The 21,284-nt window shown below is 68.2% G+C and carries 15 protein-coding genes and 2 pseudogenes; 7 read left to right on the top strand and 10 right to left on the bottom strand.

The window, feature by feature from the left end:
- Window positions 1-7: 7 nt before the first annotated feature.
- A complete protein-coding gene (locus tag ACFT9I_RS29345) occupies window positions 8-1,072 on the bottom strand; it encodes an NAD(+)/NADH kinase (RefSeq protein WP_382569151.1) in 1,065 nt (354 codons plus the stop codon).
- Between the two features lie 358 nt (window positions 1,073-1,430).
- On the opposite strand from ACFT9I_RS29345, the gene ACFT9I_RS29340 reads away from it, so the two are divergent.
- Window positions 1,431-3,602 (top strand): RecQ family ATP-dependent DNA helicase, encoded by a 2,172-nt coding sequence (locus ACFT9I_RS29340; protein WP_382569149.1) that lies wholly within the window; start codon window positions 1,431-1,433, stop codon window positions 3,600-3,602.
- A gap of 229 nt (window positions 3,603-3,831) precedes the next feature.
- Window positions 3,832-4,458 (top strand): hypothetical protein, encoded by a 627-nt coding sequence (locus tag ACFT9I_RS29335; protein WP_382569148.1) that lies wholly within the window; start codon window positions 3,832-3,834, stop codon window positions 4,456-4,458.
- 107 nt (window positions 4,459-4,565) lie between these two features.
- Here the strand turns inward: ACFT9I_RS29335 and ACFT9I_RS29330 are convergent, their stop codons facing one another.
- From ACFT9I_RS29330 to ACFT9I_RS29320, 3 genes are all read right to left on the bottom strand, one after another.
- Window positions 4,566-5,207 (bottom strand): hypothetical protein, encoded by a 642-nt coding sequence (locus ACFT9I_RS29330; protein WP_382569146.1) that lies wholly within the window; start codon window positions 5,205-5,207, stop codon window positions 4,566-4,568.
- 188 nt (window positions 5,208-5,395) lie between these two features.
- Window positions 5,396-6,106 (bottom strand): ribonuclease HII, encoded by a 711-nt coding sequence (locus tag ACFT9I_RS29325; RefSeq protein WP_382569144.1) that lies wholly within the window; start codon window positions 6,104-6,106, stop codon window positions 5,396-5,398.
- Window positions 6,107-6,346: 240 nt separating this feature from the next.
- On the bottom strand, window positions 6,347-6,973 hold the full coding sequence (locus tag ACFT9I_RS29320; RefSeq protein WP_382569143.1) for a TetR/AcrR family transcriptional regulator: 627 nt from the start codon (window positions 6,971-6,973) through the stop codon (window positions 6,347-6,349).
- 511 nt (window positions 6,974-7,484) lie between these two features.
- Here ACFT9I_RS29320 and ACFT9I_RS29315 point away from each other — a divergent pair.
- The 5 genes and pseudogenes from ACFT9I_RS29315 to ACFT9I_RS29295 all read left to right on the top strand — a co-directional run.
- Window positions 7,485-7,760 (top strand): annotated as a pseudogene (locus ACFT9I_RS29315) (tyrosine-type recombinase/integrase); the annotation flags it as partial.
- A gap of 208 nt (window positions 7,761-7,968) precedes the next feature.
- On the top strand, window positions 7,969-8,409 hold the full coding sequence (locus ACFT9I_RS29310) for a hypothetical protein (protein ID WP_382569141.1): 441 nt from the start codon (window positions 7,969-7,971) through the stop codon (window positions 8,407-8,409).
- A 45-nt stretch (window positions 8,410-8,454) separates the two neighbouring features.
- Complete coding sequence (locus ACFT9I_RS29305) at window positions 8,455-9,225, top strand: hypothetical protein (protein ID WP_382569140.1); 771 nt, start codon at window positions 8,455-8,457, stop codon at window positions 9,223-9,225.
- 3 nt (window positions 9,226-9,228) lie between these two features.
- Window positions 9,229-9,720 carry a hypothetical protein gene (locus ACFT9I_RS29300; RefSeq protein ID WP_382569138.1) on the top strand — a complete coding sequence of 164 codons (492 nt, stop codon included), beginning with the start codon at window positions 9,229-9,231 and terminating at the stop codon, window positions 9,718-9,720.
- A 178-nt stretch (window positions 9,721-9,898) separates the two neighbouring features.
- Window positions 9,899-10,252, top strand: a pseudogene (locus ACFT9I_RS29295) (tyrosine-type recombinase/integrase); the annotation flags it as partial.
- Between the two features lie 112 nt (window positions 10,253-10,364).
- On the opposite strand, the gene ACFT9I_RS29290 reads toward ACFT9I_RS29295, so the two are convergent.
- The 6 genes from ACFT9I_RS29290 to ACFT9I_RS29265 all read right to left on the bottom strand — a co-directional run bounded on the left by ACFT9I_RS29290 (window position 10,365) and on the right by ACFT9I_RS29265 (window position 21,180).
- Window positions 10,365-10,640 carry a hypothetical protein gene (locus ACFT9I_RS29290; protein WP_382569137.1) on the bottom strand — a complete coding sequence of 92 codons (276 nt, stop codon included), beginning with the start codon at window positions 10,638-10,640 and terminating at the stop codon, window positions 10,365-10,367.
- Window positions 10,640-10,972, bottom strand: coding sequence for a colicin D domain-containing protein (locus tag ACFT9I_RS29285; protein ID WP_382569135.1), 333 nt, complete (start codon window positions 10,970-10,972; stop codon window positions 10,640-10,642). The genes ACFT9I_RS29290 and ACFT9I_RS29285 overlap by 1 nt, the downstream gene beginning before the upstream one ends.
- A 467-nt stretch (window positions 10,973-11,439) precedes the next feature.
- Entirely contained in the window at window positions 11,440-11,778 is a 339-nt protein-coding gene (locus ACFT9I_RS29280) for a hypothetical protein (RefSeq protein WP_382569133.1), read from the bottom strand.
- A gap of 157 nt (window positions 11,779-11,935) precedes the next feature.
- Window positions 11,936-13,186, bottom strand: a complete 1,251-nt coding sequence (locus tag ACFT9I_RS29275) for a helix-turn-helix domain-containing protein (protein WP_382569131.1) — start codon at window positions 13,184-13,186, stop codon at window positions 11,936-11,938.
- Window positions 13,187-13,908: 722 nt separating this feature from the next.
- Window positions 13,909-14,172 carry a hypothetical protein gene (locus ACFT9I_RS29270; RefSeq protein WP_382569129.1) on the bottom strand — a complete coding sequence of 88 codons (264 nt, stop codon included), beginning with the start codon at window positions 14,170-14,172 and terminating at the stop codon, window positions 13,909-13,911.
- Window positions 14,173-14,247: 75 nt separating this feature from the next.
- Window positions 14,248-21,180 carry a polymorphic toxin-type HINT domain-containing protein gene (locus tag ACFT9I_RS29265; RefSeq protein WP_382569127.1) on the bottom strand — a complete coding sequence of 2,311 codons (6,933 nt, stop codon included), beginning with the start codon at window positions 21,178-21,180 and terminating at the stop codon, window positions 14,248-14,250.
- Between the last annotated feature and the right edge of the window lie 104 nt (window positions 21,181-21,284).

Raw genomic sequence — 21,284 nt, 5'->3', positions numbered from 1 at the left:
CCCGGGTTCAGCGGGCCGCCGAGGGCGGTGGCAGCCGCATGTGCGCGAGGTCGGGCGGGATCGGGGTGTCGGGGCGGAAGAACGGCGCGGCTTCCCCGTCGGGCGTGGTGGCGGGTGCGTCGGCGAGACGGAAGCGGTCGCGCAGCCGGCCGTAGAAGTCGGTCGGGTGCAGGCGGATGAGCCGTACGCGGTGCCGGGCGCGGAAGACGCCGATCCAGTCCCCCGGGTCGAGGACCCCGCTCAGCTGGCCGTCGATGCTGACTGCGGCCTGGCCCGAGTGCGGAAGCACGCGGAGGGCGACGGGTTCGTCCGGCGCCGCCACGACGGTGCGGTTGAAGGTCATGTGCGGGGCGATCGGGGTGAAGACGACCGCGTCCATGTGCGGGGACAGGACGGGCCCGCCGGCCGCGAAGCTGTAGGCCGTGGATCCGGTGGGGGTGGCCACGGCGAGGGCGTCGGCCGCGTACGAGGCGAGCAGGCTGCCCGCCAGATAGACGCCGACGGCGACCTGATGGTCGCGGGCGAGCTTCTCCAGGACGATGTCGTTCAGGGCGATCACGTCCAGAGCCAGGCCCCAGCCCGCCCCTTCGGTGGTCGCCGGCCTGATCTGAGGTGGGGGCAGGGCGGGGCCCCGGCCGTAGCGGAGCAGGCCCTCCATCTCCTGGGGGATCTCCAGAGCCCGGGAGGCGCGCATGGTCAGCGTCATGCGTTCTTCGACGACGGCATGGCCGTGATGTACGGCGTCCAGTGCCTGGGTCACATCGCCGGCAGGCACCTCGGTGAGGAAGCCGACCTTGCCCAGGTCCACTCCCAGCACACTCGCACCGCAGTTGACCGCGATCCGCGCCCCGCGGAGAAAGGTGCCGTCTCCGCCGAGAGTCACCACGAGGTCCGGATCGCCGGCCGCTTCGGCTTCCTCACGGCCACCACGGCGGTGCTGCTCCTTCGCCCAGACGTCGATCTCGGTGCAGCGGATACGGTGTGCGTCGCACCAGGCGTGCACCGCGCGAGCGACGTCCAGGGCGGCAGGGCGCCCCTGGTGGACGATCAGTCCGATGCGTCGTACGGGCATGGCAACCTCCGGATCCGCGCGAACTCCGGATCCACATCGCGAGAAAGCATCGCCCACAAGCTAGCCGTCGGTGGCGGCGAGATCCGGGAGCAGCGCGACTGTTTCGGTCTGCCGGTTCCGCCTGGTGGACCACGTGCCGCTGGTGCCGGTCACCGTTCACAGCGAAGGCCGCGAACTCGCCGCTCTCCGCCGAGAGCTGACCTGCCCGCTCATCGGCGGGGCGGAGGCGTTTCGCTGTGCTTGTTCATGGCTCGACCATCCCGCGAGAGCCGAAATCCCGCGACCCCTGTGGATAACGTTGTCCACAGGCCGGGTCCGGCATTCGCGCTTTGTCCGAGCCATCAGGTTGCATGGGGGCATGACCAACGCAGAACGCGCAGCTCTCCGGGCCTCGGCCGACTCCGTCCTCGCCCGTCTTGTCGGTGACGCCACCGGCGCTGCCCGCCTGCGCGAGGACCAGTGGCGGGCCATCGAGGCGCTCGTCGCCGACAAACGCAGAGCGCTGGTCGTGCAGCGGACGGGCTGGGGCAAGTCCGCGGTGTATTTCGTCGCGACGTCCCTGCTCCGCGCGCAGGGCAGCGGTCCGACCGTGATCGTCTCCCCGCTGCTGGCGCTGATGCGCAACCAGGTGGAGGCCGCCGCCCGCGCCGGAATCAGCGCGCGCACGATCAATTCGTCCAACTCCGAGGAGTGGGACACGATTCAGGCCGAGGTGGCTGCCGGCGAGGTCGACGTGCTGCTGGTCAGCCCCGAGCGGCTCAACAATCCCGACTTCCGCGATCAGGTCCTGCCTGCCCTGTCTGCGGCCACCGGCCTGCTGGTGGTGGACGAGGCCCACTGCATCTCCGACTGGGGCCATGACTTCCGCCCCGACTACCGACGGCTGCGCACGATGCTCGCCGAGCTGCCGTCCGGCGTCCCGGTGCTGGCCACCACCGCCACGGCGAACGCGCGCGTGACGGCCGATGTCGCCGAGCAGCTGGGCACGGGAGCGGGCACGGACGCGCTCGTGCTGCGGGGAGCACTGGACAGGGAGAGTCTCAGTCTCAATGTGCTCAGGCTCCCGGACGCCGCGCACCGGCTGGCCTGGCTGGCCGATCATCTGGTCGACCTTCCGGGCTCCGGGATCATCTACACCCTGACCGTCGCGGCGGCCGAGGAAGTCACCGCCTATCTGCGCCAGTGCGGTCACACCGTCACGTCGTACACGGGCCGTACGGAGAATGCGGACCGCCAGCAGGCCGAGGAGGACCTGCTCGCCAACCGCGTCAAGGCGCTGGTCGCCACGTCCGCGCTGGGCATGGGGTTCGACAAGCCCGACCTCGGCTTCGTCGTCCACCTCGGCTCCCCCTCCTCCCCCATCGCCTACTACCAGCAAGTGGGCCGTGCCGGGCGTGGAGTCGAGCACGCCGAGGTGCTGCTCCTTCCCGGCAAGGAGGACGAGGCCATCTGGCAGTACTTCGCGTCGGTCGCCTTCCCGCCCGAGGAGCTGGTCCGGCGCACGCTCGACGTCCTGGCGCAGGCGGACAGGCCCCTCTCGCTGCCCGCTCTCGAACCGCTGGTCGAGCTGCGGCGCACGCGGCTGGAGACGATGCTCAAGGTGCTCGACGTGGACGGCGCGGTGCACCGGGTCAAGGGCGGCTGGACCAGCACCGGACAGCCCTGGGTGTACGACGCGGAGCGGTACGCGTGGGTGGCGCGCCAGCGGCAGACCGAGCAGCAGGCCATGCGGGACTACGCGACGACGACGGCCTGCCGCATGGAGTTCCTGCGGCTCCAGTTGGACGACGAGGAGGCCGCGCCCTGCGGACGGTGTGACAACTGCGCGGGGGCGCGGTTCACGGACAAGGTCTCCGGCGGCGCCCTGGACGCCGCCCGGGGCGAGTTGGGCAGGCCCGGGGTGGACGTGGAGCCGCGCAAGATGTGGCCGACCGGGCTGACGGCCGTGGGCATCGACCTGCGGGGTCGTGTTCCCGCCGGTGAGCGCAGTTTCCCGGGCCGGGCGCTCGGTCGGCTCTCGGACATCGGGTGGGGCAACAGGCTGCGCCCGATGCTGGCGCCGCAGTCGCCCGACGGTCCCGTCCCCGACGACGTGGTGGACGCCGTGGTGAGCGTCCTCGCCGACTGGGCGAAGGGGCCCGGCGGTTGGGCGTCCGGGCTGGACGACGCACCTCCGCGCCCGGTGGGTGTCGTGACCATCGCCTCGCGGAGCAAGCCGCAGCTCGTGGGGTCACTGGGCGGCCGGATCTCCGAGGTGGGCCGAATGCCGCTGCTGGGCACGGTGGAGTACGCGCCGGGCGCCGAGGGGGCCCGTATCTCCCGTACGAACAGCGCCCAGCGGGTACGGGCACTGCACGAAGCGTTCACCGTGTCACCGGAGTTGGCCGAGGCCCTGACCTCGGCGGCCGGTCCCGTCCTGCTCGTCGACGATCTCTCGGACAGCGGCTGGACATTGGCCGTGGCCACCCGACTGCTGCGCAGGGCCGGAGCCGACGGGGTGTTCCCGCTGGTCCTCGCCGTTCAGACGTGACCACGTATCAGCGGGACCCCGAATGGGCAGGATCAAGGCAGGGATATGAGCGCCATTACCGCTCATTCCGGTCAGCAGCGCCAATTGCTCGTTGCCGCCTGCCCCAGTGCCCGCAAGAATTGGAGATGCCCCCCGCACGGTCGGACCGTTCGCGGTCCGGACGGACTGTGCCCCGGCGCGCCTCACCCGACCCTGCCCGCACTGTGGGCGCGTATGCGAAGGGAGGAACGTGACCTTCGGATTCGCTCCGTCCGCAGCCTCATCGATCACGACAGCCGATTCCGTCACCCGCCTCGCCAGGATGCTCGAGCCCGCCGAATGGGCGGCGGCCGGCATACCCCTGCTCAGTAACCCCCGCGAGGTCGTCAGCGGTCTGCACTCCCGGCATCGGCCGACCCCGGCGACCGCCGTCGTCGCCGTCCTGGACCACGAGGAACGTCTCGCCGCCAGCGCCTCGTTCGCCCCACGGGCGGCGCCGGTCGACGGCTGGGAGTTCCGAAACGCCCTGCTGGCGCATCTGCGCCGGGTCATCCCGCACGATCTGCGCCGCCGTACGCCGGTGCGCACCGCCGTACTCCTCTACTGCCGCGACGGCGACGAGCGCTGGACGGAGGAGGACGGGGCCTGGATGTGGGGGCTGCGGGACGCCTGCACACTGCACGGCCTGCGCTGCGGCGCGTACATCACGTTGACGCGTGGCGGCTGGCAGGTGCTGGGCGAGGGCCGGGGCGGCCGTCGGCCCAGCTCCGAGTCGGCGCCCGAAAATCTCGCCGAGACGGTGTCCGACCCCGCCCCTTCACCCCTGCGTTCCGGGGGCGGCGCGGTGGAGGCGCTGCGGCGCGCGGCGGCCCGCTGAGCCGTCGCGTCCGACGGGGTTCGGCCCGGCCGCCCACGCGGGGCAGCCGGGTCATGAGCGGCCGGGTCCAGGACCGGGGCCCTGGCCCACCCTCGGTGAGATCCGGGTCAGACGCCCGCGCCGAGCACGGAGTTGACCCGCTGCGGGTCACCGCACACGACGAGCAGCGCGACGGCCCGCTCCCGCGCCGTCGGCAGTACCCGCTCGACGGTGCCGTCGTCGCCACCGTTGAGCGCGACGACGACCACGGGGCGCGCCTTGGCGCGGTCCACGGCCGAGGCGTCGGCGAAGAACACGTCCTCGCCCGTGTCGTGCTGCTGCCAGTAGGAGTTCTCACCGAAGGACAGTTCGTGCGTGGCCCACGGGTGCTGTTCGCCCGTGGTGAGCACGAGGATGTCGCCCGGCGCGCGACCGGAGTCCAGCAGCAGGTCGACCGCCTCCTCGGCGGCGTCCAGCGCACCGTCCACCGAGGCGGGGATCAGCTGGATCTGAGGGACGGACCGGGTCTCCTCCGGGGCGGCGGCAGGCCGTTCGGCGGAGACCTGCGAGCGCTCCGACGGCGCGGGCCTCGCGGGACCGGGACCCGGATGTCCGGGGCGCGGTGTGGCCGCGGACCGCGGCCCGGGAACGGGACGGGGACGCGGACCGGGTACAGGACGGGGGGTCGACGCGGTACGGCCGGTGGCCGGAGTGGCGCGGGGACCCTGGGCGCTCTCGTGAATCTGAGGCTCCTCGGGGATGAGAGGCATGAGTGGATGTCTATCAAACGCCGGCGCGCAAGTCACCGGCGGGTGGGCACATCTGTGCCATTTGTTTCGCTTGGCGAGTACGGCCGGGGCGGTGCGCGGGCCGTGACCGCCCGAACCGGCAAGGCCGGTCACGTCGGACCGTTCGGAACAGGTCGCTCCGGGGCGGTCGTTCGGTCAGGTCGTTCGGATCAGAAGTCGAAGCCGAGCTGCCCCTCGCTCTCCAGCAGCTCCGCCTGGGCGGAGATACGGACCTTCTTGAGATGGCGCCACCGGGGCAGCGCGTCGAGATAGGACCACGAGAGCCGGTGGTGCGAGGTCGGCCCCCGTTCCGCCAGCGCCGCCTTGTGCACCGGCGAGGGGTACCCCGCGTTGGCGTGGAAGGCGAAACCGTCGCATTCCTCGGACGTGGCGCCCAGTTCGGCCATCATCGCGTCCCTGCGCACCTTGGCGAGCACCGAGGCGGCGGCCACCGAGACACAGGAGATGTCGCCCTTGATGACCGTCCTGACCCGCCAGGGCTTGCCGAGATAGTCGTGCTTGCCGTCGAGAATCACGGCGTCGGGCCGCACCGGCAGCGCGTCCAGGGCCCGTTCGGCGGCGAGCCGAAGAGCCGCGGTCATCCCGTGTTCGTCGATCTCCTCCGGCGATGCGTGTCCTATGGCGTGCGAGGTCACCCACGACTCGAGCTCCAGCGCCATCTCTGCCCGGCGCTTGGGGGTGATCAGCTTGGAGTCGGTGAGTCCGACGGGGGCCCTGCGCAGACCCGTGACGGCCGCGCAGACCGTCACCGGACCCGCCCACGCACCGCGTCCGACCTCGTCGACACCAGCGATGATCTTGGCACCGGTGGTGGCGCGGAGCGATCGCTCTACGGCGTGGGTGGGTGGTTCGTACGGCATGGCGGAGCCAAGGTTACGCCGCCGCTCCGCCACGCGACACCCCGGGCTCCCCCGGCCGTAAGCGACCGCCGGCGCCACCTGTCGCCGCGACGCGCCGTACACTCCAACGCGCCGCCGCCGCAAGGCTGTACGGCCGGTACGGCACGCGGGACCCGCGACCGCCACCCGACGCCCGGGGCCGGCGCGCGGCCCCGCGTCGGTCCGCCCTCAGTTCGGCCTCGGTCCGCCCCCGGTCGGCCTTCAGTCCGAGGACGGCCGGAGCATCGGCAGCACGACCTGATCGATGAGCCGGGCGATCTCCTCGTCGGGCCATTCGCTGGCGCGCACCTTCGAGCGGTACATCAGCAACGCCGGGATGACGTCGAAGACGAGCGAGCCGGTGGCGTCGGGCCGCACGTCACCCCGCCGGACACCCCGACGCACGACCTCGCCGAACAGGTTGGCCGAGGGCTCGATCACGACGCTCATGATCAGCGCCTGGAAACGGCCGGAGGACGACTGGTCGCATTCGTGCAGGACCGCACGGAGCGCCCACCCGGGCCGTGAGTACATCGCGTCCCGGAGCAGCCGGGTCAACTCGTAGAGATCGTCACGGACTCCACCGAGATCGGGCGCGTCGTCGAGCGAGGGGAGCCCGGCCGCCAGCGCGTCGGCGACGAGGTCCTCCTTGGAAGGCCAGCGCCGGTAGACCGCGGCCTTGCCGGTCTGCGCCTCCGCGGCGACACCCTCCATCGTCAGGCCGTTCCAGCCCACCGTGCTCAATTGCTCCAACGCGGCGTCGAGGATCGCGCGTTCCAGCACCGGCCCGCGACGTCGCGGCACCACCGTCCGCGACCGAGCGGTGGCCGCCGAGCGTGAAGTAACCATCAGCAAGTTCTCCATCGGGCAAAGATTCAGACGGCAGTCACAGTGAACGGTTGCGTTCACTGACGGGGACTCACTACCGTGGACGACACAGTGAACGCGCCCGTTCACTAATTCACTTGGGGGATCCGTAGTGACAACCTCTCAACTAGAAGCACAACGCGAGCCGGGTGCGGCCCGCCGTGAGGGACGGCCCGGCATCGCGCTGACCGTCATCGCGGCCTGTCAACTCATGGTCGTACTCGAGGGAAGCGTGTCCGCCACGACTCTCCCGAGGAAGTCCTGATCCCCCCCCCGCCACCAGAGCCCCGATGGGGGGCGTTCGCACCCATCAGCGACACGGAGTGGCTGCTCATCTCAGCCCCTTGCCCCCAAGCGACTGCGCCACCTTTACAACTTCATCCCGACCTAAGCTCAAACGACAGCCTGCGCAGTCACTACGAGCTCAACCGCGCCCCACAGTGTTACGAGGTCGCTCAGGTCGATTACGAAGGGCACGGAGTTACCTGATCATTTCACCACCGCGACCGACAGACCACTCGACCCCGCTAACATGACCCGCCGCTTCCACCGACTCCTCGACCAAGCCAGACTCCGCCGTATCCGCTTTCACGACCTCCTCCACTCAACCGCGCCCCTGCTCCTGGAATAGGGCGTCAAACTCGTCGTCATCAAGGAACTGCTCGCCCACGCCCACATCGGCGTCACCGCTACTGCCTACGCCCGCGTACGCCTCCGACTCCAACGCCAGGCCATCGATACGCTCGGCACCGCGACCGACGGTCCGCCGAGCACCGAGAAGGTCAACACCGTCGGCGACGAACCGCCACTCCCGGGGACGGCGCCAAGCCGGTCACCCCAGGACCAACGCCGGAGGCAACGGCCGCCCCCGCGGAATCGGCGCCCATACGCGGGACGTACAAGGGGCAACCAGATTCATACCGCTGTGGCCCGGGGACGGGCTGCCTCCGGGCAAGCTGAATCGACAAGGTGACGTGATGCGCGACCCCTTGGACGGCGCTCCCCTCTGGCGGGTGAGGTCCGCACCGCAGCCGCCCCCTGATGCCCTCGAGGACGACAAGCACAAGACCTTCTGGCAAACGTGGGAAGACCGCGTTGGCGGCGAAGACGGCGATCCCCTAGGGGACGCCGCCGCGGCGGTGCGCAGCGACATGCGGATGCTGGACCGGACGCTTGCGGACGAAAGTGCCCGATGGGATTCCATCGCGCCACCACCGCCCGCTCCCCCCGAGTTTCCCGGCGGCATACGGTCCGGCCCTGCCGAGGAGGCCGCCGACAAGGTCAGCAGCGCCCTGGAGGCCGCCGATACTCACGCTGACACGCTGAGTGCGTTTCCCGAGTGGCAGAAGATCCAGACGATCCGCTGCGCCGCCCGGCACCTGTGGGACACGATCAGAAAGAGGGCCGGGGCTCGCTAGCCCGCCCTCTCGTCGGACAGCCGGTTCAAGGACTTCTGGAAGAACGTGTCCATCCGGGTCTGCGAGGGGATCGCCCGTCAGGCCACGCGTCTGGCCGACCGCCTGCGCGACAGCAGAGCGGCCCTGCCGTCGGCGGAAGCCCCGGTCGACCTCGGCGACGCGGCGCTCACCTACAGCGAGAAGGCCCAACCGCAGTCGGTGGAGGACCTGCCCGACAAGGCGCGGGAACGCCTGCGGGAGCAGAACCAGACCGTCTGCCGGTTGCTGCGGACCGGGAAGGGCCTGCCCTACACCTCGCGGGCCGACGCGGTCGACGCCACCCGGGACCTGGCCAAGGCGTTCCGGAACTGGATGGACACGCCCATGGGCCAGGAACTGAGGGAGTCCGACCATCCCCGCGTGGCCGAGTTCCGGACCGCCTGGCACAAGCTCCCCCCGAACGACCTGCCCACGGGGCCGGGACCGGCGGCCGGTCCGTACGGAGAGGTCGCCGTCCACGCCAGGAAGGTCGCCGACGCCGCAGCGAAATCAGGGCGGTTCGCGCCCGACGACGTCGCCGCGCTGTACCTTGCCGCCGCAAACGCCGACACCCACTCCGCCCGCCTCTCCCGCACCCTGCCTCTGGCGGCCAGAGGCCAGCATCACGTACGACAGGCACCCCCGCCGTCGTACCGCGTCCCCGCGTCGCACAGCCGTCACCGTCAGCGGCGGCGGCTCCTCGATCGCGCGTATCCGCCTGAGGGTGGATACGCCGCATCACACCTGGTGCTCGTATCCGCGAGGCCGGTGCAGTCCGATCAGAAGAAGGAGAGATGACCGTTGAAACTCGAAGTGGAGAAGGAGCTCGTCCGCTGGAAGGAGGCATACGACAACGTCCAGAAGTGCGCGGTCAACGCGCTCAGTGTCGCGCTGCCCGGCCTGGGCGCGTCCAAGACACCCGGGTACTGCTGCCCAGTCACCCTCACGATCGAGCGGCCCAACGAGGTCGGCGAGGGCCGGATCTGCGTGGACGACGACATCAGGGCCACCGTCGAACTGGATGCCGTGCCCAACCCGGATATCGCCGAGGCAGTCGACGCCCTCTTCGGGATCGCCTGGTTCGACGGCGCCGACGGCCCGTTGGAGGACGAAGGTCCCGGCACCTACAACTACGACGACGAGATGACCGGCGGAGAGTACGAGGTCAAACTCGGCGAGGACGGCGCCGGCCGCGTCTACATCTCCTGCATACCCATCGGCTTCGCTGTGGAATTCCTGGACGCGCTGAGCAGCGCCCAAGAGCACCAGCGGAAGAGGGCCGTTCCCGTCTGACAGGAGAGGAGAAACAGAACCTGACAGTGCCGGGCCGGCGCATTAGCGGTCCGGCACGTCCGTTCGCGTGGGTCGCTCTGTAGCCATGGACCGGACGGAACTCGTCCCGAATCGTGCCCTTGCAATGCGGACGACAGACTGCTGGTCCGCCATGCTCAGCCGTTACGAAAAGGCCGAGTGGCAGCACAACGGGTACGTGTTCACCACGCCGCGGGGAAGAGCGATCGACCCGACCAACCTCACCCGGACCTTCACCACACTCCTCCGCAAGGCCGGCCTCCGCCGTATCCGCTTCCACGACCTCCGGCACTCCACCGCAACCCTGCTCCTGGAACAGGGCGTCGAACTCGTCGTGATCAAGGAACTTCTCGGCCACGCCCACATCGGCGTCACCGTCTACGCCCATGTCCGACTCCGCCTCCAGCGACACGCCATCGACACTCTCAGCGCCGCCCTTGACGGCCCTGCCAACGACGAGTCGGCCCGCGACAGCGGCGATGACCCGCCGCTGTGCGGAGCCACCGTCCGCTGACGTTGCCGTCAACTACTGCCGTCAAGGCGGGCCTGCGCCTCAAAGAGACTCATTTCGAGTCTCACGCAGGCCCGCCTTCTCGTGTGACGAAGGCCCTTGTTTCGAACACGCGTCAGCGCAGAAGCGAACGCATCCGCTGCACAATTTCTGCCGCCCCCGCTTGCACCTGAGCATCACTAAGAGTGCCCGGGATTGGATCACCCTCACCCGCATAGTGATCATGCGCCAGATAAAACAGGTCAGTGGCCAACTGGTAATGATCGGGCGACGGATAAGATCCCGAATAGTGCTTGTACAGGGGAAGGCACACAGTCGAGAAATCAATCGCCGACAGTCTCCCCTCTGCGACCGCAGAGGCAAGCACCAGGAACGGCTCTAGCTTGGCCATTACAGCTTCCCATGCATCGTCAGGTACCAGAACTGGTCTGATCCTGGATCGGACTTCCAGGCGCCTAGCATCTTTCCACTATCGAGGTCAACAGAGACGTGGCGTCCTGAATTCAGATCCACGTAATGCCGAGCCGGGGTTCCCCGATAGGTTCCCGCGATCTGAACGTTCCCAGGGTTCTTCACAAAGTCCCCTATCGCGCCAACGAACGCTTGCTTGGTCGCCTTGCTTTCTTTCCCCATGATTCCGAAGTCTTCAGCGTGCTTGAAGTGGTGGGGAATACTGTTCGAATCAATCCACGCAGATCCACAGCCGGGACCACTGTTATGCACAAGAACTGGAGCGTCCCCGGCGAGTACATAGTACGTGTGCTACGCGGCACCTCTCTATCTGCGTATTCGCAGATCAGCGGTGGTTTCGGGTTCCGCTGGTGTCCGTGGTTGTGCGGGGGAATCCGTGGGTGTTGCCGTCACTACTGCCGTCAGAAGGTGCGGGCCGGAGTGCTGGGGCAGGGGGACTTACTGCCATGTGCCGGGCTCGGCACGGGAGTATGGCTCGGATCGTCTGCTCGTAGTGCTGGTGGCCGGTTCGGGCGCAGTGTTGGGCGATCCAGCGGGTCAGCTCGTCCGGGGTGTGGAGGGTGCCGGATTCGGCGCCGCAGTTGTGTTCCTCGCCGGCGACGCAGAGCGCCTCATAGGCGGGCAGTGCCATGGGGTCGGCGGCGGTGGTCACGTGGTACTCGCGGAACCGGTAGCGCCCACGCGTGACGTCCTGGCCGGGTGCGGCGGTGGTTGCCGGGTCAGGCACCGTCGGCTGCATCGTCCGGATCGGGGATGCGCCGGCCGCGGGAGTCGGCGACCCGGAGGGCGTCGGTGAGGGCTTCGGTCAGTCGGCAGGCGATCCAGCGGTACTCGGTGCCCGAGACCGCCTTCGCGCCTGGGGCGAGGATGTCTCGGGCGTACGTCAGCAGTTCCTCGCCCATGTCGAGTTGTACGGTTTCGACGCTGTCGGCGAGGCTGGTGAGGTAGCCCGTGCCGTTGGTGCTGAGGTAGCAGGGTTTTCCCTCGGGGGTGGTCCACGGGAGCAGGCGGGGGCCTGCGATTCCCGAGGACGCGTCGTACAACTCCCTGCGACGCATGCGTCCGCGTCACTCCTGGGCTGGCTCACCGTGTACCCCCGACCTTGGGTCGCTGATAGGAATACGGTGACCGTAGACGCCTGACAGTTCGTCACTCCACGTACAGAACAGGCTAGTTGAGGACTGACTGTGTGCGAAGCGCCACGCTGCGTGGTAGCTATCCGACGACGCCCAGGTAGGCGGTCATCTCACGCATCTCGGCGGTGAGGGTGCGCTTGCGCTTCTTCAGGATCTCCTGCATGGTCTCGGCTGCCATCCGCTGGTGCCGCAGCCACTGGGGAGACGCTCGGCGTACGTCGGCCAGTTCGTCCATCGCGGCGGTGAGGTCGCCGGTGCGGGCGTGGGCGCGGGCGACGTCCATGCGATGGCGGTTCCAGTTGTCGTCGCTGGGGCGTCCGGTGTTCTTCCACGCCTTGGGGGACATAGCGTCCTGGCTGGATTTGCGGACGACGGTGCGGGCGTCGCCCAGGATCATGGCGTCTTCGACGTCCTTCATGCCGACGGTGAGCGGGCCGAAGGTGGTCCAGTGGCGGAAGAACGATCCGGTGTGCTCCCTGCCGACGGCGGCGGCTGCCGTGTTCGCCATGCGGTGGTAGTGGCGGGCTTCCTGAGGGCGGTTGTTGCGGCCTGCGGCAGCGACCGCGCGCAGGGCCAGCCATCCCCACGCGGCGCATTCGTCCGGGGTAGCCCGGGACAGCCTGGGCTCAATCAGATCGGCGGTGCGGGCAGCGAGCTGTTCGGCCTCCTCCAGCCGTCCCTGGCGCAGCAGCAGCCAGCACATACCGATCACGCCGGATGCGCCGGTGAGCTGCTCTCCGGCATGGCGGGCGTCAGTGATGGCTTCGGACAGAGCGGTGTAGGCGAGGTCGTACTGACGCACTTGGGTCAGGTAGCGCCCGGCCAGCTGGAGGGTCTCGGCGCGAGCCAGGACGGCCTGGCGGTGTTCTTCGCCGCTGTCGAAGTAGGCGACCGCGCTGTTGGCGTCCCGCAGGAGTGCGGGGAGTTGGGAGGCGACACTCTTGTAGCTGTCGGAGTGGTACAGCAGTGCCCCGTCCTGCACGGCCCGGCGGAAGCGGCGAAGGTTCGGCTCCTCCGCGGCCCGCTCGCCGGCCAGGTCGTCGGCGATCCCTACCGGCGGAGTGAGGGCGGCGCGGAGCTGGATCAGGTGGACCCGGTTCGCGTCCTCCGCGCGGCTGACCGGCTCGGGGGCGTCCGGTGCCAGCAGCGTCGCGGTGGTGACGCCCAGGGCGCGGGCGAGGATGTGCAGGGTCTCCATGCGGACGGTGCCGCCCTGCTCTATCTTGCGGAAAGTGCCCGGTGACACGCCTGCGGCGTGGGCCAGTTCCTCCTGGCTCAGTCCGGATCGGCGCCGGTACTTGCGGACGTTGTCGGCCAGTTCCGTAGTCATCGCGTTCACCGCCTCCAGCGCCACGGTACGCCGGACGGGCGCAATAACCGGTGGCTATCGGGCAGATACCCACCCCGACGTGGCACGCACCGCCGCCTTGCCGGCCCCGGCAGCATCCGGGTCTGAGCGGGAGGGGTCCCTCGTCGGTCGGGCAGCTTCGCCGTGCCAGGGTTCCCCGGGGGCCGCCAAGGCTCACATCGTGACGCGTGCGCTCGGCCTTGGCGGCCCCCGGGGGTTCCTGGTACGCCTCCGGTGACCGGGCGGCGAGGGACCCCGCCCGCGCCCCACGACCACTCACCACGACGAAGCCGCACCCGCACATGGACCCCGTGCCCCTCGGAGGGAGGGCCGGGGTCTGGGGCAGCGCCCCAGGTGCTTCGCTGTGCTGGCTGTTGCGCGCCCGGACCGGCGGGGCCGTCGGCTGCGGGGCGGAGACAGGAGCGGGCGGCGGCCCCGCAGGGCCGGAGCGCGCGCGGGCCGCGCCAGCGGACCGCCTTGAATCAGTAAAGAAACTCTGAACAGCTCACCCGCTGACCGAGCACGGACGGCCCCCGCCACCCCGGAACGTGCGTTTCAGTGTCGATGCCTTTCGCTTTGGGCGGTGTCGGGCATGGCGCAGACGCTCGGTGCCATCGCGCGTGGGCGCCGCACCATGCTCGGCGAACAGTCCGCCGACGTTGCCGTCACCCGTTGCCGTCAACGGCCTGCCAGACACAAGAAGATCAATCTTTCTCCACCCGCTCAAGAATGAGGTCGATTTCAGATTCGATCTCTTGATCCGCCGTTAGGTGAATATGGGAACCTCCATGAACACCTTGCTGAGCAAGAGTCAGTAGATGACGTGCCAGTGAAGTCAATCCGGCGCGATTCGCCTTGATGACCACCTCCGCCGATCTGACCGTCAATTCAATTTCAAAATCATCGTCCCAGGCGAAGTGCAGTCCTTCGCCGACTCGATATTCTGGAACATCGATCACACGATCCATCGCTACTACCATTCCTGTGGCTACGCAGTGGGGAGCCGTCGAGGTCTCGTTCGGCGGCCCCCCGGCCTGCAGGTTCTATTTGAGGTAGATGTGTCGATTTTCTACAACCATTGACTTTCCGGGCTTCCTTGGATTCGGCACCATTCGCTCAAAGTTCATGTGAGGACCACCGCCGTGCTGTCCTGTGATATCCGATTCACCCATCCTGGCAACGCGCGTGCCGTCCTTTGAGACGTATCGCCCACTGCCCTTCACGGGTTCGGAATATCCGGGCCCAACCCACCTCTCCGCCGCGTCGAGAGCTTCATTCGTTGGCACTTGGGTTCTATCTACCGGATGACCATCGTCATCGAATTTCCGGTAAGAGGTCCAGGGCCCGCAGTTTGAGTTGTGAACGAGGACCGGAGTCTCGCCCGCCAGCACATAGTACGTGTGGAGGTCATTGACCGTCAGGTTGTACATGTCGGCCGCGCCCGGAACGGCGCGGACCTGCTTCACCTCGACACTCTTGTCCCTGTTGGTGATGAGAGCGTGACCGACGGTGAGCTTTTCGGCAGGAACCCACTTACGGATGGTGTCGTCCCAGAAGGGGTGCTGAGAGGTGGTCTCGATGATCGTCGAGTGTCCTGGGCTGGTCTCGACTGTGAGGTCGATGAGGTCGTCGTCGTAGTTGATGTGAGTGGCCGTGACCGAGCGGGGCCCGTCGTGTTTTCCGGTCTTCGGGTTGCCTGCCTCGACCTTGTCACCCAATTCAATATCGGCGATTTTCTTTGTTTCGCCCTCTTCCATGAGCACTTCGGTGGTGGGGCTGAAGCTGCACTTATCCGCCTTGGGGGCTTTCTTCTTTCCAGCCAAGGCACCGCCGAAAATTGCAAGCAAGGCACTCGGCACCTGATAGGCGTCGCTGGATGTGTCTATTCCTTGGTCCTTGATCCAGTTGTCATACTGGCTTCCGTAGTCACATCCGGGGGCGCCCGCACCGCCGTTCCAGCAGTCGGAATCGACCAGCACGCCGAAATTTTCTGCGGCGTACGGGACATTACCTATGAGCCCGTAAAAGACTTCTCCGGTCCCGTGATAAACGTCTGATATTCCGTTCTTCCACTGGTCGAGGCCGCACTTAACGTCCCAGAAGCCGCAACCACCGCCCTTGCCTCCACCGCCGCCTCCGCCGCCGGGGGCCGATGCGGTGCCGCCACCGCCTCCACTGCCGCCGGGGATGGGCCACTGGTCGTCTCCGTGTTTGCCGGTGGTGGGGTCGAGGGTGTTGTGGTCTCCGTGGCCGTCGTCGCGGATCTCCGACTGGCCGTTTCCGTTGTCGATCCACAGGCCCGTGGGGTCCGCATAGGTGGCCGGGTTCTGGTTGGCGTAGGCGTACCCGTTCAGGGACTGGTGCTGGTCCGGGGCGAGGACGGGGTCGATGCTGATGAACTGGCCGACGCCGGGGTCGTATTCGCGGGCGCCGATGTGGGTGAGGCCGGTGGTGGTGTCGGCGGGTTTGCCGAGGAAGGCTTTGTCGTCGGGCCAGGTGGTGGCGGCGCTGCCGCGGGGAGCGCCGAAGGGGGTGGTGTAGCGCTTGGTGACTACGGAGGTGGCGGCGTCGATGGCGAGGTTGGAGGTGCCGTGGTGGTCGCCGGCGAGGAAGGAGACTTTGCTGCCGGTTGTCCCCAGGGTCACGGTGCGGAGGGCGATGGTCTGGCCGGCGGCTGTGTAGTAGCGGGTGCCGGCCAGGGTTTTAGTTGCGCCCTTGGTGGTGAGCCGGACTTCGCTGCCGCCGCCGAGGTAGAGGACGGTGTCGCCGTCGCCCTTGGTGTTGCGGCTGATGAGGAGTTCGCCGCTGGCGTCGTAGAGGTAGCTGGTGCCGGTGGCGGGCTTGGTTCCGGCGGCGGGTTCGGTGGTGGTGGCGAGTTTGCCTTCGCTGTTCCAGGTGAGGGTCTGCTGGGCCTGGACACCGGGACGGCTGGTGGTGCTGCCGGTCTTGTCGTACGTGTAGGTGCCGGTCTTTGCCCCGGTGGTGCTGGCGAGGGGGTGTGGCTGGCCGGTCGGGGTGCCGTAGGCGTATGTCGTGGTGCTGTTGCCGGTGGTGGTGTGTTTGGTCTCGGTCTTGCGCTGGCCGCCCGTGGTGTAGGTGTAGCTGGACCAGTAGGGAGCCTCGCCGTCGAGGTTGGCTGTGGTGCGGCCGGTGGTGGCGCAGTCGGATGTTCTTGGGGTCCAGGCTTCGACGAGGCGGCGGTGGCCGTCGTAGGTGAAGCACTGGTTGTCAGTCTTCGTCGTGCCGCCGGTGCCTTGGGTCGCGGCGTCGAAGATCGAGGTGATGTTCCCGGCGTCGTCCTGGGTGAAGTTGAGGTCCTGCATCCGGCCCGGATGTGCGGTGTCGCTGACGACGGAGCTCTTCAGACGACGCGTGCCGGGTTCGTACCCGTAGGTGAGGGTGAGGTTCTGGCTGGTGGCGAGGGTGAGTTGGCGCGGATCGCCGAGTTCGGAGTAGGTGGCGTCCTTGAGGTAGGCGCCGGTGCCACCTGCGGTGGTCTGGAGGCCCAGGTCGTTGTACTTGTTGGAGACCGTCTCGGCGGGGAGGCCGCCCACGGCGGGGTTGGTGTACTGACGGACAGTCCCGTCGACGTTGTAGACGGTGGAGAAGTTGAGGGTGTCGGGCACTCCCCCCGTGACCAGGGGGTCAGTGGCGGGCAGCGCCAACTGGCTGCCAGTGACGTTATACAAGGGGTCGTAGGCGGTGACCTTGGTGGTGTAAGCCTTGCCGGTCAGGCCGCCTTCGTAGCGCACCGAGGTGTCACCCTGCCCCTTGGCGAGGGTGTCAAAGGTCCAGGCGGCGAGCTTGTCCGTGTCTGCCTTGGCGCCGTCCCAGAGCCCGGTCCGGCGCCCGAGGGTGTCGTACTCGGCAATGAGGGTCTTGCTGAGGGCGTTGGTGGTGGCGACGGCCTGGTCAAGTTCGTTGTAGCTGCTGGTGGTGGTGCCCGTGTCGGGGTCGGTGGAGCTGGCCTTGCGACCGAACAGGTCATAGGTGTAAGCCCATCTGGCCTGGTCCGGGCCCTTGACAGACGTTTGCTGTCCATCGGGCGCGTAGGTGAAGTCCGTGGTGGTGAAGCCAGTACCGGTCGGCTGGGTGCCCGCGTATTCGCGGCGCTGTGTGGTCTGGCCGAAAGCGTCGGTGACGACTGCGGTGGCCTGGCCGCCGGTGGGCGCGGTGTTGGTGACGGTGTCACCTGTGTAGGCGGTCTCGGTGCTCCACCGCACTCGGCCGAAGTTCATCGTGACCGCCTTGACCGCGCGGCCTGCCCCGTCGTAGGTGGTGTCGTTCTGTACTGGTGCCTGGCCGCCTTCGGTCTGGGCGATGACCGAGGTCGGCGCACTCTTGTCGTCCCAGATGTCCCCTTGGGACGAGACGGCGAGACCGCGGTCGTCGTACATCGTCAGGCCGATCACCCGGCCGCCGAGCGGCGAGGGCGACTGAGTCTGCCGCGGGCGCAGCTGGGAGTCGTAGATCTCGTAGGTGGTGTTGTAGCCGGCTGCGTCACCTTGCAGGGTGCCGGTGGACACCCAGGGCGGGTCGGTGGCCGTGATGCCGTAGTCGTAGACGTAGTTGGGGCTCTTGCCGCCGGATCTGGGGCTGTTGGGCAGCCATACCTGTTTGATGCGGCCGAGCGCGTCGTACGTGGACTCGGTGATTCTGTTGTTGGGGTCGGTGACCTTCAGCGGAGCGGCGGTCGCGTAGTCCAGCGACGAAACGGCACGGTGAGATTTGGCGTTGCTGACCGTGGTGGCGGTGAGAGGACCTGTCTCCGCCGGGGTGTAGGTGGTGGTAGCGGTCGTGGCGTCGTTGGTGTCCTTGACCGTGAGCGGGCGGCCGAGCGCGTCGTAGGTGACCGTCGTGGTCTTCTGCCAGGCCGGCTGATTGTCCGTGCCGTAGGACTTGGCCCGGCCGGTCCAGCGGACCTCACCCTTGGTGGGCTTCTGCTCCGCTGTCCAGGTGGTGGTGTCGTAAGAGGTCGCGGTGTCGGTGACCACGTCGCCGGGGCGGGTGGAGTCGGCGGGCAGGTCGAGTGCCGTGTCCGTGGTGGCACAGGGTTGGGCGACGGTGCGGGTGCGGGCGACGAGGTTGTTGATTCCGACGGTGTCGTTGCGGGCGTACCAGGTGCGTGTGCACTTCTCGTCGCCGGTGACGGCGTTGTCGCCCTTGTCGTCGACGGTTTCGGGCATGCCGTAGTCGTCGTAGGTCGTCGTGGTGGTACGGATCCGGTCGCGCGGGGTGCCGGTGGTGGTGATGTTGGTCCGGTCGTGGGTCGCGGCGACGCGGACGAAGTACGCCTCGGTGTCGGCGTAGGACTTGTGCTGGGTGGCGGTCTTCTTCGACCAGGGGTCGCTGATCTGGCCGCTCACCTCCTGGGCGCCGTTGTAGGTGACCGACTCTCGGGTGAATCCGGCGTATTGGTCGGCGTCGGTGATCCCTGGCGCCTTGATACCGGTGACGGTGACGCTCTTGCGGTCGGTCGCGTGCGGGGTCTTCCCGTCGGATCCGAGGACACGGTCGCCGTTCATGCCGCGCAGATACACAGTCACGGACTTGGACTGCGTCTTGCCGGGGCGGCCGGTGACGTGGGTGACCTGTCCGAAGCCGCGCCAGGAGGACCAGGTGCGTTCCTTCTCTTTGACCATCGGGTCGTCGTCGTAGTGCCAGGCCCCGCCACCGGTGTAGGTGTACGTGTGCTCGACGGCCTCGGATCCGCCGTGCGGGTCGGTGGTGGACACGGCCTGGACCGGGTACTTCTGGAACCAGTCGAGGATCGGTGTCTTCTCGCCGTTCGGGGACCAGTACACCGGGTAGCAGCGCTTGGTGTTGGTGTCGACGGCCGGTTTGGCCTGTCCGGCGGTGCAGTCGGCCGGCAGGTAGTTGACCACCGACTGCGCGCCGGTCTCCGATGTGATCGTGTACAGGCGCGGCTTGTGCAGGGGCAGTATGTCGTCGCTGTTACCGTCGACTCGGTTGGCGAGAAACTCGTGTGTGAAGGTGACCGGGGGCAAGGCTATTTCGGTGCCGTGCCGGCCGGTGTGCCGGATCTCGTCCAGCCACAGCGACTGGTCGGAGGAGTCACCGGTGTCGCCCGGGTCGAGGTACTGCTGCTTGAGCGCCCAGGTGTCCACCGGGGCGAAGTCCGGGATGGGAGCTGCCGCGTTCCACGCGTAGGTGGAGATGGCGGTCATCCGCTTGCGGGTGAAGAAGCTGGGGCCGACGTTTCCGGTGCACTTGTCGCTCTCCTTGCATACCGCGTCGAAGGGCACGTCGGGCCAGTTGTCCCGGGCGTCCTCGGTCAGCGAGTCGCAGCCCGTGCCGGTGGCGACGCAGCGCTCCTTGTAGGAGAAGACGACCTTGTTCGACGCTGCGGGGCTGCCGCTGAAGAGGGCCTTGGCGCGCTGGCCGTAGCGGATCTCCTTCAGCCACCCACCGCGGGTGTAGGCGGTGCCGGTGTTGTCGTCGCCGAGCTTGTCGTAGTAGTTGGTCTCGGAGTCGTACCAGTAGGACATCGCGTTGGCACGGGTGTCTTCGACGTAGTCGAGGTTCCACCGCCATGCCTGCTTCTTGTCCCGGCCGGAGAAACTGGTCCCGTCCTTGTATCCGGGCTCGCCGGAGTCGTCGCCGAAGACCGGCACGGTCCATACCGAGTCGGTGCGCTCGTCCGCCGGTGCGCCGTCGAGCTTGTTGAGGCCGAAGACGTACTTGGTGCCCTCGCCCGTGATGATGGTCCAGTACTCGCCGTTGTCGTCGCCATTCTCTGCGCCGGTGGAGTGGGTGACGGTCGAGGCGTCATCGTTCTTGAGCCGCCAGACACCGGGCTCATCGGCCTCGCCGGGTGCGCCGCCCTTGCCGTCCTGCTTGACGAGTTCACTGGCCTTGCCGTTCAGGACGACGGAGGCGTTGTCGTACTTCCAGCACTGGTCGAACTTGTCGTCCTGACCGTCGTCGTCACACGAGCCGTATTTGCGTTCGATGTAGGACGAGGTGATGTCGAAGCCCTCGCCGATCGCGGTGCCCTGGTTGTTCGTCGAGCCTGTGCGGCCGTCGACACTGCCCGAGTCGTAGGAGATGGACAGATCCGGTGCGGGCCCGGCCGCAGCAGGGGGAGTTCGGAGCGGGTAGGACCAGGTGAAGGTGCCCGACGAGCCGCCGGCTTCCCAGGTGGACGAGGCGGAGAGCGGTGTGGCCTTGTAGTCACCCGCACCGGATTCGCTGCCGGCCGCGAGGGCGAGGACCACGGTCCGCCCGCCCGGTGAGGCGGCGGGCGCGAAGGCAACCGGTGCGGTAACAGTGCCGTGGGCGCGGTCGTTGGTGAAGTCCAGCGGTGTGCGGGTGCGGCACTTCGATGCGGCAGGGTCGGTCAGCGCGCAGTTGGGCAGGCGTTGAAGTTGGAGGCGTCCGGCCCAGTCACCGCCGTAGGCGGAGGCGAACTTCTTGTAGTCGAGACCGAGTTGGGCGGTGCCGCCGGTGGCGGGTCCGGTGACGGTCAGGGCGACGCCCTTGATCCCGAGCTGGGCGGCCTGCTTTTGGTCCAGGACGGTGACTTTCACCGCTCCGTTGACCGGCTTCTGCTTCTTCCCCGCCGAAGAGGGGGCAGTCAGGTTGAGGGGAAGCCCACCCGCCACACCCCGCGCGGCGCCGGTGGCCGACGGAGTCAGCGTCGTACGTCCGGCTTGCGGCCAGGTCACGGTCGTGGCCCGATCGCTCTTCGCGCGGGCAGTGTCCCTGCGGTGGGTGTCGGCGGCCTTCTTCATCACGGCGGCCTGCTTCTTGTTCACCTTCGCGGTGAACGGGGTCACCTCCGCCGCCTTCGGTGCCGCCAGCTTCGGCGCGCCCAGCGGTGCGGGATCGTCCGCGAACACCACCGGGCTGAGGAGGCCCGGCATCAGGGCGAATCCGGTCACCACGGCGACGCGTCGCAGCCATATCCTGACGCGCGGTCCGCCGCCGCCAGCCGTACCGTGGTTGCCCCTCATCGGATCCGCTCCCCATTCCAGCCGCCTTCATCAGGACGGCACATGTTCCGGACCGCCACCGTCCGTGCCCGGGGCGTCTGGTGATGCTGCAGAAGACTTCGGTG

This window comes from Streptomyces sp. NPDC057137, from assembly GCF_042670825.1.
Taxonomy (GTDB): Bacteria; Actinomycetota; Actinomycetes; order Streptomycetales; family Streptomycetaceae; genus Streptomyces.
This window is presented reverse-complemented; position numbering and strand designations above follow the sequence as displayed.